This is a genomic window from Gordonia sp. PvP123 (assembly GCF_040547295.1).
Classification (GTDB): domain Bacteria; phylum Actinomycetota; class Actinomycetes; order Mycobacteriales; family Mycobacteriaceae; genus Gordonia; species Gordonia terrae.
The window spans coordinates 274,154-287,206 of record NZ_JBEPPN010000005.1 but is presented as its reverse complement, the minus strand read 5'-3'; the positions used below and the strand labels follow the sequence as shown (position 1 = coordinate 287,206).

The window sequence follows — 13,053 nt, the reverse complement described above, 5'->3', positions numbered from 1 at the left end:
GGTGGTCGTGGCCGCTCGGTCCTGGCAGATTGGACTGCAGTACCCCCGACCCGCGAGGAGTAGTCATGACCGATCCGTCCGACAAGGTGACCGCGGCCTTCGACACCGCGAAGGCGAAGATCAACGAACTCGCCGAGAGCGGCAAGGTCCAGGAGGCGCTGGGTACCGCCCGCGACAAGATCGACGAGTTCGTCGAGAGCAAGCAGGTGCAGGACGCCCTGGGCACCGCGAAGGACAAGCTCAACGACCTCGCCGAGAACGAGAAGGTCCAGGAGGCGTTCACCACCGCCAAGGACAAGCTCAACGAGGTGTCGCAGAAGTTCAACAACCGCTGACCTGGGGTTCTGCAGACCATCGTGGTCCTGTGGCACGGTGGAAGCAGGAGTCAGCTCCTGAGCGGCGGCGTTGGCGTCGAGCCGTGGCGCGACGAACGTCGTCGAGTTCTTCCACTCGGCCGATGGGCCGAACCCTATAGAGGAGGCTTCATGGGAACCACTGACGACGCACAGAACAAGGCCGAAGAGCTGAAGGGTCGCGGCAAGGAAGCTGCCGGCAGCCTCACCGACAACCAGGACCTCAAGAACGAGGGCAAAGGTGACCAGGCGCAGGCCCAGGGCAAGCAGAAGATCACCGATGCCGCTGACGCCGTCAAGGGCAAGATCGACGACGTCAAGGACAAGCTGACCGGCCACTAGGCCCCCTGCTCCATCAGGTGCGAGGAGCGCGACGTATCCCCTGCTCCCTGAGGTGCGAGGAGCGATAGCGACGAGCCTCGAAGGGCAGGTGACGTGCGCTGACACCCACGCCTGACCAGCCGATTTAAGTCTGACCGCCCCTCTGCGGTACAGTCTTCGGCGGTGGCGTGTCCGAGCGGCCGAAGGTGCAGCACTCGAAATGCTGTGTGCGGTAACCCCGTACCGAGGGTTCAAATCCCTCCGCCACCGCCAGAAATGGCCCCCCACTCGCAAGGGTGGGGGGCCATTTCGATGTTCTGGCCGCGGTTCCGCGGATCAGCCCATGCTGAACGGCTTGCCGTACACGGCGATCGATTGCGACACGTTGTCGGTCGTGATGCTCACCTTGGCGTATGAGCGGGCCTGTGCGTAGCCGGCACAGCCGTTCACCATCATCGTCTCGTTGGTGTACGCCAGGGTGCCCTTGCCGCCGGCGAAGCTGATCGACGACGAGTGTCCGGCTGCACCGAACGCGTCCTTGTATTCACGGTCGTTGATGACGTAGTTGACCGCCTGGCCGGGGCCGATGGTCACGCCGGCGCCGGTCTCGGCCGTCGTGGTCGTGCTCTGGAGGTCGAAGTCGGGTGCGGTCGCGCCGGCCCGGCTGTTCGAGTTGCCGCCGAGGGTGAGCTGGCAACCGACGATGTAACCCGCGCCGACGCCGATCTTCGCCGCCTTGTCGGAGGTGGTCACCACGTACTTGCCGGAGACCCATGCATTGCGATGCAGGGGCGTACCGCCCATGGAGGGGTTGATCCGCGCGGATTCGTTGCTGCGCGTGATGGTCACCGTCGTACCGTCTTTCAACTTCTTCGTGACGGACTGTCCGGGGAGTTGGACGGCGGTGTCGGCCTGCGCGGGTGCGGCGGTCAGCGCGGGCACCAGTGCCGCGCAGGCGATTGCGGTTGTGGCCGCGATGATCCGGGTGCGCGCGGCGGGGCGCTGGGGGACGGTCATGGGAGCTCCGATTCGGCGAGTCTTGGTCATGGTCAACGGGTTCGCGGTCAGCCGATGGAGAACGGCTTGCCGTAGAGGTTCACCTTCTGGTGCACCTCGCCGGTGGTCTCGATCGTGGTGAAGGCACGGGCCTGGGCGTATCCGCCACAGTTCTGCACATCGATCTGGGCGTCGTCGTAACCGAGATGGTAGGTGCCGGCCTTCTCGATGTTCTTGGTGTTCAGCACCACGAACGTGACGTCGCCGGCGGCAAGTGGAACGGTCAGGGTGCCCGAGAGCGACGGCGCGGTCGGGGTCAGCGAGCCGGACAGCCCGCCCTGGAGGCCCTTGATGTTCACCTGGCATCCGATGATGTAACCGGTGGACAGTGTGGCGGCGGCGCCGTTCGTCGCGGTTCCGTTGCTCCCCGGTAGTGTCGTCTCGCCGGCCGCACCGACACTCGGCCCTGCCTTGGCGGGCTTGAGATGTGGTGCGTACAAGGTGATCTGGCCGCTGACCCAGGTGGTCCTGGACACGCCGTTCGCGGCCATCGACGCCGAGACCCGGGCGCTCTCCTCGGACCGGACGATCTGGATGCCCTCACCTTTCGCGGTGCCGCCCGGAAGTCGGACGAATGCGTCTGCGCCCGCCGACGCGGCGCCGGCGAGCAGCGCGGCAGTCACCGATCCGCCGATGAGTGCGGACAGTCCGACGGCCCGCAAGGTTCGTTGTGTCATCTCGTGCTCTCCTCGTTTCATCTCCCCGTCCGCGGACGGGGTGTCGCACTGCGTCGAGAACTCATCGCAGGGGGATGAGCCCGTCAGCTGCGGCAGGGTGGCGATCGTAGGTGAACGTACCCTAAATAGAAGATGAGTGAAAAACTATGTAGGGGTTGACACACACCCCTCGAATAAAGGTAGCCTAACCTCTGTAAGGCGGTGGGCTCCTCCGGCGTTCGCGGGTTGTGGTTCACGCACTGTGTGTCGGGTTCGACTGCAGCGCAGACGAACTCGTTGACCATCGGGGATGTGTGACTCGGACGTCGACTTCGTGCTCGCTGCTGGGAGCAGCCCACGACATTCACGGTGCATTGCCCGCAGTGCACACCGGCGACGTCGTCATCGACTTCGAACGCTTCTATGAGTCCGTGGAGTGGATGGCCGAGCAACTGGTCTTCTGCGGGGTCACTCCCGGGAGCCGGGTGGCACTCGCGATCCACACGGGTTGGGAGTTCGTCCTCGCGTGGCATTCGTTGCTGGAGGCCGACGTCGTGACGGTCCCGATCGTCCTCGGCCCACGCTGCAATGCGGTCGGCACTCAGGATGTCGGTTTCGTCTTCGCCCACATCGACCAGTGCGTCGAGGTCGAGGACTTCATCGAAGCCGTTGTGCCGCCGACTCGATCCCGGGTGCTGTACCGGGTTGCCGGTGATTTCGTACTCGTCGCTCTCGGAGGGGCTGCTCCGATCCGCGAGGAGGGTGGCCTCGTCACCGACCTCGATGCCGGGTCTGTCGACAGTGCTCGCCGCCTCGTGGCCGAGGCGGAGTGGATGGCCGAGGACGACGGCGGTGTGCGGCGAGGTGCCCGTGTCCGACTGGAAGGGGATCTCGGCACCCGCGAGACCATGGTCCGAATTCTCGCGTGTGCGTCTGCCGGCGCATGTGTGGCGGTCGACGCGCCCTTCGGGCTGCCCGAGTGGGGTGCCCCCGTCGCTCCGTGACCGATGCGCCCGATACCTCAGCCCAGCGCGGCGGAGACCCGGTCGGCGAGGTCGGTCTCACGACGCCGGGCGAGGAGGCCGAGGATGTCGTCGAGGGTGGAATCGTCGGGTAACCACAATGATTCCGCGAGTATCCGGGTGAGCCGGGACCTGGTGACGCGTTCCGGGCGACGCCCGATCCGGGTCAGGATGGAGTTGCCGGGTGACGTGCTGGAGTGCTCGGCCCGTCGAACGGCGAAGGTGCTCGGCCCGAAGTCGAGAAAGACCGCCGAACCGGCCGTGAGTTCGAGTGCGTCGATGAACCGTTTGATCGAACCCGTTCGTGCCTGAACCGACGCCCACGTGAAAGTCTGTGACCCCAGCCCGGTCTCGAGGGCGACCGGTGTGCCGGGGCCGATGCCGAGGACGCCGGCGAGGGCGCTGGGAATGTTGAATCCTGTTCCGCGACACTGCGCCGGAGTGATCGTGGTCGCCCAGTGCACGACGTCGTTCTCGCGGTACAGGCCGCGTGTCCGTCCAGGCGTCCGGCGGGGCCGATGTGTTCGTTCGCGCCGGGTGACAATGCCGCCGCGGGTCTGGAACTCGCCGGCCCCGGCGTACGCACGGATGGTGGCCTCGCTGACGTCGTGACGGCCGCGGATCGTCGCGATGACGTCGTCGAGAGGCGCGGCGCCGTCGCGGTCGGAGAGAATCGCATCGATCTGCAGATGGACCGGTTCGTATCGTGGGAGGCCCCACTCGACGAGGCCATAGCGGGTGCGGTCGGTCTTGACGATACGTGCGTCCGATGCGAGGGCGTTTCGAATACTGTTGTGGGCACGCGGGATCGACGATGTCGCGTTCACGATCTCGTCGAATGTCAACGGCGCGCCGTGTATCGCGAGCGTCGCGACGACGATCTCCCCCGTCGTCGAGCGGGTGGCGATCGCGTGGCCGTCGAGCACTTCGTATCCCGCCCGCCGCAACCACCGTGCGGCCGAATCATCGGGCAGGCCGAGGTGGTCGGCGATGGCGGCAACCGGAGGCACCTCGCCGGGGCGTGCCGCCGCCGCGACGGCTGACTTCGTGAACTCGGCGACCGCGCGGAGGCCGCCCCGGATGATCCAGTTCTCGCTCGTGCGCAGACCCGACGCCGCGGCCACCACTCGCCAGCACGGGGCCTCGAGGTCGCCCACCGGTGACCCGGCGAGCGTCGAGTCGCCGGTGAGCGCAGTGGCGTCCGCGATCGGCGCGGCCCGCCGGTCGATCATCGCCGACAGCTCGGAGAGAACCGGATCCGCGTCTATCAACGAGGCCAGACGGGCTCGGAGGGAGCGATCGATCTGGGTGATCCGCTCGCGGGACAGTCCGAGGATCTCGGCGACCTCTGACTGTGTTCGAGGGTGGGCGGCGTAGACCCGCTCGGTCAGCACCCGCCGCTCCTGGCCGGACAGTCCGGCGTCGAAGGCGGCGACCGCGTCGAGCGCCTGCCTGTCGCCCGGCGTCCGTTCCGACGCCAAGAGTCCGCCGGCATGCGCGGTCATGGGTGGTGCGTTCTCGTCCACCATCGTATTGTCCCCCGAGCACAAAGGTCAGGAGGAAGTCTGGCCTCCGCGACCGTTCCCGTTCGCCTCTCGCTTTCATAGTGTTCTGGATCACATCGATCACTACGAATTCGGAGGCAAGCCCGTTGACCAGCACGTACTTCGCATGGGATCTGACCCACCGCGCCGACACCCCGTGTGTTCGCGATGACGAGGTCGCCCTGGACTACGCCGGTTTCGCGCGGCGCGTCGAGGGTGTCGCCGAACAACTCAGCCGGGGTGGCGTTCGACGCGGGGACGTCGTGGCCACCTTTCTGCCCAACCGGATCGAACTGCTGGTCACGCTGATGGCGGCATGGCGGATCGGTGCGGTTGCCACTCCGGTCAATCCGGCATTCACCCCCGCGGAAGCCGAGTACCAGCTGACGGATTCGCGAGCACGGGTCGTCATCGGCACCCGCACAGCGGAACTAGGGTCCGGACTTGCCCGGTTCGACGTGGATGAGCTGGCGACGGGGCCGAGCGCGGACTGGCGGGGCTCAGAATCGCCGTCCGCCGACGACGACGCACTGCTCATCTACACCTCCGGCTCCACCGGCAGGCCCAAAGGTGTCCGGTTGTCGCACGGCAATCTGCACTACATGGCGTCGACGATGGTCACGCACTTCGGTCTCACCGAGGCCGACCACGCCCTCTTGGTGCTGCCCCTGTTCCACGTCAACGCCATCTGCGTGAGCTTCCTGGCGCCGATGCTCGCGGGCGGACAGCTGAGCATCACCGGAAAGTTCTCGCCGTCAAGGTTCTTCGATGATGTCGCACGCCTCACCCCGACATACTTCTCGGCCGTGCCGACAATCTACGCGCTACTGGTGTCGCAGGACGGACTGACAAGCGAGGCCATCGGGTCACTCCGGTTCGCGGTCTGCGGCGCCGCCCCGATATCGAGGGAACTCCTCGACCGGGTCGAGGGCGCTTTCGGGATACCTGTCGTCGAGGGCTACGGCCTGACCGAGGGCACCTGTGCGTCGGCCTGCAATCCGGTCGTCGGAGTACGCAAACTCGGGACGGTGGGCCCCGCGCTACCGGGCCAGCGGATCTCCGTCGTCGACGAACAGGGCACGGAGGTGCCCACCGGTGAGATCGGTGAAGTCGTCATCAGTGGGCCGAATGTCATGCGCGGCTACCTGAACCGGCCGGAAGCCACCGCGTCGACCATCGTCGACGGCCGACTGCACACCGGGGATGTGGGCCGGCTCGACGAGGACGGATACCTCACCCTGGTCGACCGCATCAAGGACATGATCATCCGGGGCGGGGAGAACATCTATCCCAAGGAGATCGAGAACGCCCTCGCGACCCACCCGGACGTGCTCGAGTGCGCGGTGGTGGGCGCGCCGGACGAGCTCTACGGCGAGTTGCCGGTCGCATTCGTCGTCGCATACCCGGGCCGCGCGGTGGACGCCGAGACGCTGGCTGCTCACCTCGCCGGTCGATTGGCAAAGGTCAAGCAGCCGAGCATCATCCAGGTCGTCGACCAACTCCCGCGAAATCCGGTGGGAAAGATCGACAAACCGGCGCTGCGATCCGGTCTCCGAAGTCCGCAGCCCATCTGATCCTCACGTCGACCCGACCTCGACGCCCGCGCTGGGCGCCGGGTCGGTGGCCGGCGCGCCGAGACCGGGAATGCCCGACCCGCATCACACAACCGACACACAGAACAAGACAAGGAGTGCGCACCAATGGGACTCACCCAACCAGACTTCCCCCAGGTGGACCCGGAGACATTTCTCCAGCGGCCGTTCTTCGACCGGATTCGCGTGCTGGGAGCACATTGGGCCGACCACGGTTTCGGGACACCGAAGATGGTCCATCTGATCTATCTGATGAAGGTCTTCGTCTTCTACGGAGGCGTCGGGATCGTGCTCGCGACGCTGACATCCGGACTGAACCCGCTGCATGTGACCGAGTGGTGGAATCAACCGATCGTCTATCAGAAACTGGTCTTGTGGACCGTGCTGGTGGAGGTCCTGGGCATCGGAGGGTCGTGGGGGCCGCTGGCCGGACATTTCAAACCGATGACCGGTGGCTTCCTGTACTGGCTGCGGCCACAGACGATCCGGCTCCCACCATGGCCCGGCAAGGTGCCCCTCACCAAGGGTGACTCCCGCACCGCGTTCGACATCGCGGTCTACGCGCTCATCCTCGCGAATCTTGCTGTTGCGATAGCACTCCCGGGTATCGTGTCGAACTCGCTGGACTCGGTGGTGGCCGACAATCAGGGACTGGTGAACCCCGTCCTGATGTACCCGCTCATCGCGTTGTTCGTCGTGATCGGCCTGCGTGACAAGGTCATCTTCATCGCCGCTCGCTCCGAGCAGTACCTCCCGGCGATGATCTTCTTCGGCTTCCTGCCCTTCGTCGACATGATCCTCGCGCTCAAACTGCTCATCGTGTCGGTCTGGGTCGGCGCCGGGATCTCCAAGCTGGGACATCACTTCTCGATGGTGATCCCACCGATGCTGTCGAACACCCCGTGGCTGCCGAGCAAGAAGATCAAGCGGGCGCACTATCGCAACTTCCCCGAGGACATGCGGCCGTCGAGGCTGGCCGGCGGCGTCGGGCACGTCCTGGGCACCATCGTCGAGGTCGTCACCCCACTGGTCTTGCTGTTCTCGACGAGCAAGTCGCTCACCGTGGCGGCGGTCGTCCTCATGGTGTGCTTCCACTTCTTCATCCTGTCGACGTTCCCACTGGCCGTTCCGCTCGAATGGAACCTGCTCTTCGCCTATGCCGCGGTGTTCCTGTTCCTCGGATTCCCGGCCTGGGACGGCTATGCGCTGACCGACACGTCGATGCCGTGGGCGATGGTGCTGATCGCCGCCGCGCTCTGCTTCTTCCCCGTGCTCGGCAACCTCCGTCCCGATCTGGTCTCGTTCCTCCCGTCGATGCGCCAGTATGCGGGGAACTGGGCGTCGGCCACCTGGGCTTTCGCGCCTGGTGCCGAGGAGAAGCTCGACCAGCACATCGTGCGGCCCGCGAAGAACACCCGCACCCAGCTCCTCGCGTCGTACCCGGCCGACGTGGCCGATGTCGTGATGCACCAACTGCTGGCCTGGCGTTCGATGCACAGCCAGGGGCGTGCGCTGTACTCGCTGATGATCCGTCATCTCGGCACCGACATCGACTCCTACACGCTGAGGGAGGCGGAGTTCTCGTGTAACTCGCTGGTGGCCTTCAACTTCGGTGACGGGCATCTCCACGACGAACGGCTCATCGCGGCGCTGCAGAAGCGGTGCGGTTTCGCGCCGGGCGAGTTCACGGTGGCCTGGATCGAGTCCCAGCCGATCCACCGGGGCACACAGCGGTTCAAGGTGATCGATGCGGCGCTGGGCGTCATCGAGACCGGAACCTACCGGGTGGTGGATGCGGTGAATGAGCAGCCGTGGCTGCCCAACGGCCCCATCCCGTTCCATGTCGACTGGACTCTCGACGTTGACGCTCGTCGCGCCGTCACCGATCCTGAAGTGGTGCATGAACCGCAGATGCGCTCCGATGATCGCAGCGCGACGCCGGTCCGGCTGACGGATCAGGCGCCGCAGTGACCACAGCTGTCGTGGTCGGCGGCGGGCCCAATGGGCTCGCCGCCGCTCTGCACCTGGCGCGCAACGGTGTCGACGTGCAGGTCCTCGAGGCGGCCGAGGTCGTCGGTGGCGGGGCCCGGTCGGGCGAGCTCACGGTGCCGGGTGTCATCCACGACCATTGTTCGGCCTTCCACCCGTTGGGTGTGGGCTCGCCGTTCTGGTCGGAGGTCGGTCTCGAACGGTACGGGCTGGTGTGGAAGTGGCCCGACGCCGACTGCGCACATCCTCTCGATTCCGGTGAGGCCGGGCTGCTGTTCCGCTCGGTCGGCGCCACCGCGGCGGGGTTGGGCGCCGACGGATCGCGCTGGCAGGCGATGTTCGGTGATCTGGCCCGGCATTTCGACGATCTGGGCGACGATCTGCTCCGTCCGGTCATGCACGTGCCCGGTCACCCGATCCGGTTGGCGTCGTTCGGGCCCCGAGCCGTCCTGCCTGCCACCGTCATCGCGCGCTGGTTTCGCACCGAGCGTGCCCGCGCGCTGTACGGCGGGATCGCGGCACACCTGTTCTCCCGGTTGGACCGCCCGCTCACCGCGTCGCTCGGGCTGATGATCGCCGCGAGCGGACACCGTTACGGATGGCCGGTGGCCGAAGGCGGTTCAGGGGCGATCACCGCGGCGATCGTCGGCGCACTACGGGATTCGGGCGGCAAGATCGAGACCGGTGTCCGGGTGAGCTCGCGTGCCGACCTGCCGCCGGCGGACATCACGTTGCTGGACTTGTCCCCGGCGCAGGTCCTCTCGATCTTCGGCGACGAGATGCCGGCTCGAATCCGACGCTCGTACCGGCGTCACCGGATCGGGTCGTCGGCGTACAAGGTCGACTTCGCGATCGACGGGGACATCCCGTGGTCGAATCCGGATTGCCTGCGAGCCGGGACAGTGCACCTCGGTGGGAGTTTCGACGAGATCGCCCACACCGAGCGACAGCGAGCGGCCGGTGTGATGGTCACACGGCCGTTCGTCCTGCTCGGTCAGCAGTACATCGCCGATCCCGGTCGCAGTGCGGGCGGCATCAATCCGATCTACGCCTACGCGCACGTCCCTCGAGGCTTCGACGGGGATGCCACCGAGCAGATCGTCGCGCAGATCGAGAGATTCGCCCCCGGATTCCGTGACCGGATCGTCGCGACCGCGAGCACTGGTACCGAACAACTCCATGCCTCGAACGCCAACTTCGCCGGCGGCGACATCATCGGCGGAGCGAACGACGGGTTGCAGATGGTCCTACGGCCCCGTGCGGCGCTCGATCCGTACGCGATCGGAGTACCGGGTGTGTACATCTGCTCCCAGGCCAGCCCGCCAGGTGCTGGTATCCACGGGTTGTGTGGGTACCATGCCGCCGAGTCGGCATTACGGTACGCACGGTCGACACGATGACCGCCTCGCGATCGTCCCGTGCGCTGTGGACAGCGGGAGACGCCGCGCGCGACCGGCTCGCCGGAGTTCCCGCGGCAGCCGGTTCCGAACTGCTCGAGCAGGCGGCCGTGATCGCGAAGACGTTGCAGGAGAACGTGTCCGACATCGTCTCCGAGTTGAGTGCGATGATGGCCCGGGAGATCGATCAGCTCGACACCGACCCCAAGCTGGTGGAGTTGCTCGAGGCGAGCGTGCACGGCAACGTCTCCACGATCATCCACGTCCTGGCGAACGACATCCCGATCGAGCACCTGCAACCGACCACCGCCGCGGTGGAATACGCGTTGCGACTGGCGCAACGGGACGTGCCCTCGAACTCGCTCGTCCGGGCCTACCATCTCGGGCAGAACAGCGTGATGCGCCAATGTTATCGATTGGTCGAGGATCTCGATCTCGACGCGGGTCAGTCGATGGCGTTGACCCGGCACATCTCCGATGTGCTGTCCGGTTACATCGATTGGATCTCCCTGTACGTGTTCGAGGCGTACGAAGATGAACGCCGGCGGTGGCTCGGGGTCGAGGGCAACGTGCAATCAGCGGCCATCCACTCGTTCCTCGACAGCGCCGAACCCGATGAGCGGGCCTTCGAGTCCGAGACCGGTTATCCACTGGACCGGCGGCACGTCGCGCTCATCCTCTGGTCCTCCGACGATGAACCGCGCGAACTGGTGACGCTCACCCACGCGGCCCGCGAACTCGGTACCCGACTGGGCGGAGGCGCACCACCGATCGTCACCGCGATCGACCGTTCGACGGTCTGGGCCTGGATTCCCTTGGTCGGGCGGGACATCACCGACGACTCCTCCGTGGTCACCGTCCGCTCGACCGTGCCGGCGGGGATCCGAGTCGCGGTGGGACTGCCTGCATCCGGGGCGCGAGGATTCCGGCGAACCCACGAGCAGGCGCGCGCCGCCTACTCGGTGGCGACCATGCCGGGTGGTACGGCGGATCGGGTGATCGGATTCGGAGACCGGGGTGTGGCCGTGGTGTCCCTGCTGGCACGGGATCTCGAGTCGACGCGGGCCTGGGTCCGGGAGGTCCTGGGCGGGCTCGCCGAGGACACCTCGACCGCGAACATGTTGCGGGAGACCCTGTCTGTGTACTTCGCCACCAAAGAGAGCCACCTCCACACCGCCGAGCGGCTCAACCTCCATCGCAACACGGTGAAGTACCGGGTCGGCAAAGCACTCGCCGAGGTCCCGGCGGACCGCGATCGCCTGGATCTCGCTCTGGCACTGACGGTCTGCGAATTCCTCGGGCCGGTGATGTTCGCGCGGTGAGCGTTGGTGTGGGCGTTGGCGTCCGGTGTCCGGGTGTCAGGCCCGTCCGTCGGACGGCTCGATGTCGCCACGGAACCGCCCGGTGATCTCGTCGATCTTCGCGCCGGTCGTGGGTGCGAAATGCGAGTCGTCGAACCTGGGGGAACCGTCGACGCGGAGGTCGTAACGCTGCAGTTGTTCTCGCACCGGGTCTTTCATCTCGGCGAAGACGAGTGTGATGGCGTGGGTGCGCAGATAGTCGTCCAGTTCGACGAGTTCGTCGACCGCGGTGGCATCGATGTCGACGATGGGTTCGGCCGCGATGATCACGGTGTGCAGTTGTCGGCCCGCTGTTCTCGCCTCGCGGACCTTACCGCGGACGTAGTCGTCGAACATGCCGCCGTTGGCGAAGAAGAGTGGTGCGTCGAACCGGATGATGAGCACACCGTCGATGCGTTCGGCGTCGGGATGGCGGGTCACATCGTGGTAGCCGCGTAGTCCCGGAACCCGCCCCAGCTCCGTCCGGTACGGACGCCACGCGAGATTCACGAAGGCGATGAACGACAGGCCGATCGCCACCAGGATGCCTTGCAGGACACCGATCAGCGCAACACCGAGGAACGCGGCGATCGACAGCGCGCCCTCGACCCAGTTGGCGCGGAACAGCGCCAACACGCCGGAGATGTCGATCAGCGAGATTGCCGCGGCGATCACGACGGCGGCCAGCGCTGCCGACGGCAGGTAGGCGGTGACTCCCGGTGCGACGAAGATGAACACGACGATCAGGAGCGCCCCGACGACCGCGGCGAGTTGCGATTTGGCCCCGGCCTGTTCGGCCACCGGGGTCCGGGACGACGACGCCGAGATCGCGAACCCGCTCAGGAACCCGGTAACGATGTTGGCGGTGCCGATGGCCGCCATCTCCTGGCTGCCGTTGACCTGGTCGCCGGCTCGGGCAGCAAAGGTCCGGGACAGCACACTCGTGTCGGCGAAGGCGATCAGTGCGATACCGACAGCTGGGCCGATGAGGCTGATGACGTCGTCGACGGTCACGCCTTCCAACGACGGTGACGGGAACCCGCGGGGCATGGCGCCGACGACCGGCAGATCGTCGGACCATCCGAACACCGCCACTGCGACGATCGAGGCCACCACCGCGACGAGGACACCGGGAATGGCCTTGCGCCAGAACTTGAGCGCGAAGATCAGGACGAGGCATGCGATGCCGATGGCCGAGGGGAGCAGTTCGGCCTCACCGGACGCGACACCCTTGACGATGTTGACCGCCTCCTGGATGACGGAATCGCCGTCGACGCTGAACCCCAACAGCTTCGGCAGTTGGCTGAGCACGACGACGAGTGCGATTCCGTTGAGGTAACCGATACGGATCGGCTTGGACAGGAGATCGGTGACGAAGCCGAGCCGGAGCAACCCGCCGATCAGCAGGACCAGGCCGACCTCGATGGCCAGTACGCCGGCGAGCGCGATCCGTTCTTCGTCGAACGCCGCGAGCGGGATGATCGACGCCGCGATGATCGGTGCGAGCGACGAGTCGGGGCCGAGGACCAGGATGCGGGACGGTCCGACGGCGGCGTACACGAGCAGCGGTATCACCGTGGCGTAGAGCCCGGTGACCGGCGGCAACCCGGCGACTTCGGCGTATCCCATACCCGCGGGGATCAGCAACGCCGTCAGCACGATACCGGCGACGATGTCGCCCTTCAGCCACGACTTCTCGTAACCGCGGAGCACTCCCAGCCCGGGCAGGAACCGTGAGACCGTTTCCGGTTGCATCAGGCGATTATGGGCCTTCCCGGCCGCG

General features: G+C 66.4%; 11 protein-coding genes and 1 tRNA gene. 8 read left to right on the top strand and 4 right to left on the bottom strand.

Annotated features, from left to right (window positions below; all coding sequences use genetic code 11):
• The first annotated feature begins 65 nt into the window (after positions 1-65).
• The 3 genes from ABIC25_RS11690 (at position 66) to ABIC25_RS11680 (ending at position 947) form a co-directional block, all read left to right on the top strand.
• A complete protein-coding gene (locus tag ABIC25_RS11690) occupies positions 66-335 on the top strand; it encodes a hypothetical protein (RefSeq protein ID WP_004021788.1) in 270 nt (89 codons plus the stop codon).
• A gap of 150 nt (positions 336-485) precedes the next feature.
• A complete protein-coding gene (locus tag ABIC25_RS11685) occupies positions 486-695 on the top strand; it encodes a CsbD family protein (RefSeq protein ID WP_004021787.1) in 210 nt (69 codons plus the stop codon).
• Positions 696-856: 161 nt separating this feature from the next.
• Positions 857-947 (top strand) — tRNA-Ser (locus ABIC25_RS11680).
• Between the two features lie 63 nt (positions 948-1,010).
• Here the strand turns inward: ABIC25_RS11680 and ABIC25_RS11675 are convergent.
• Both ABIC25_RS11675 and ABIC25_RS11670 read right to left on the bottom strand, forming a co-directional pair.
• Complete coding sequence (locus ABIC25_RS11675) at positions 1,011-1,691, bottom strand: MspA family porin (RefSeq protein WP_239402076.1); 681 nt, start codon at positions 1,689-1,691, stop codon at positions 1,011-1,013.
• 47 nt (positions 1,692-1,738) lie between these two features.
• The gene (locus ABIC25_RS11670) at positions 1,739-2,407 is read right to left on the bottom strand and encodes an MspA family porin (protein WP_004021785.1); all 669 of its coding nucleotides are present in this window, start codon (positions 2,405-2,407) and stop codon (positions 1,739-1,741) included.
• A gap of 362 nt (positions 2,408-2,769) precedes the next feature.
• Here ABIC25_RS11670 and ABIC25_RS11665 point away from each other — a divergent pair, with 362 nt between their 5' ends.
• A complete protein-coding gene (locus ABIC25_RS11665; protein WP_354561674.1) occupies positions 2,770-3,390 on the top strand; it encodes a hypothetical protein in 621 nt (206 codons plus the stop codon).
• Positions 3,391-3,407: 17 nt separating this feature from the next.
• Here the strand turns inward: ABIC25_RS11665 and ABIC25_RS11660 are convergent, their stop codons facing one another.
• Positions 3,408-4,934 (bottom strand): sigma factor-like helix-turn-helix DNA-binding protein, encoded by a 1,527-nt coding sequence (locus ABIC25_RS11660; protein WP_354561516.1) that lies wholly within the window; start codon positions 4,932-4,934, stop codon positions 3,408-3,410.
• 125 nt (positions 4,935-5,059) lie between these two features.
• Between ABIC25_RS11660 and ABIC25_RS11655 the strand changes: the two genes are divergently transcribed.
• From ABIC25_RS11655 to ABIC25_RS11640, 4 genes are all read left to right on the top strand, one after another.
• Positions 5,060-6,526: a class I adenylate-forming enzyme family protein gene (locus tag ABIC25_RS11655; RefSeq protein WP_239402073.1), complete on the top strand. Its 1,467-nt coding sequence runs from the start codon at positions 5,060-5,062 to the stop codon at positions 6,524-6,526.
• Between the two features lie 126 nt (positions 6,527-6,652).
• Positions 6,653-8,515, top strand: coding sequence for a DUF3556 domain-containing protein (locus ABIC25_RS11650; RefSeq protein WP_239402071.1), 1,863 nt, complete (start codon positions 6,653-6,655; stop codon positions 8,513-8,515).
• Positions 8,512-9,933: a phytoene desaturase family protein gene (locus ABIC25_RS11645; RefSeq protein WP_239402069.1), complete on the top strand. Its 1,422-nt coding sequence runs from the start codon at positions 8,512-8,514 to the stop codon at positions 9,931-9,933. Before ABIC25_RS11650 ends, ABIC25_RS11645 begins: the two co-directional genes overlap by 4 nt.
• A complete protein-coding gene (locus ABIC25_RS11640; RefSeq protein WP_239402067.1) occupies positions 9,930-11,252 on the top strand; it encodes a PucR family transcriptional regulator in 1,323 nt (440 codons plus the stop codon). The genes ABIC25_RS11645 and ABIC25_RS11640 overlap by 4 nt, the downstream gene beginning before the upstream one ends.
• A gap of 36 nt (positions 11,253-11,288) precedes the next feature.
• On the opposite strand, the gene ABIC25_RS11635 is transcribed toward ABIC25_RS11640, so the two are convergent.
• Positions 11,289-13,025, bottom strand: coding sequence for a SulP family inorganic anion transporter (locus ABIC25_RS11635; protein ID WP_239402065.1), 1,737 nt, complete (start codon positions 13,023-13,025; stop codon positions 11,289-11,291).
• Positions 13,026-13,053 lie beyond the last annotated feature (28 nt).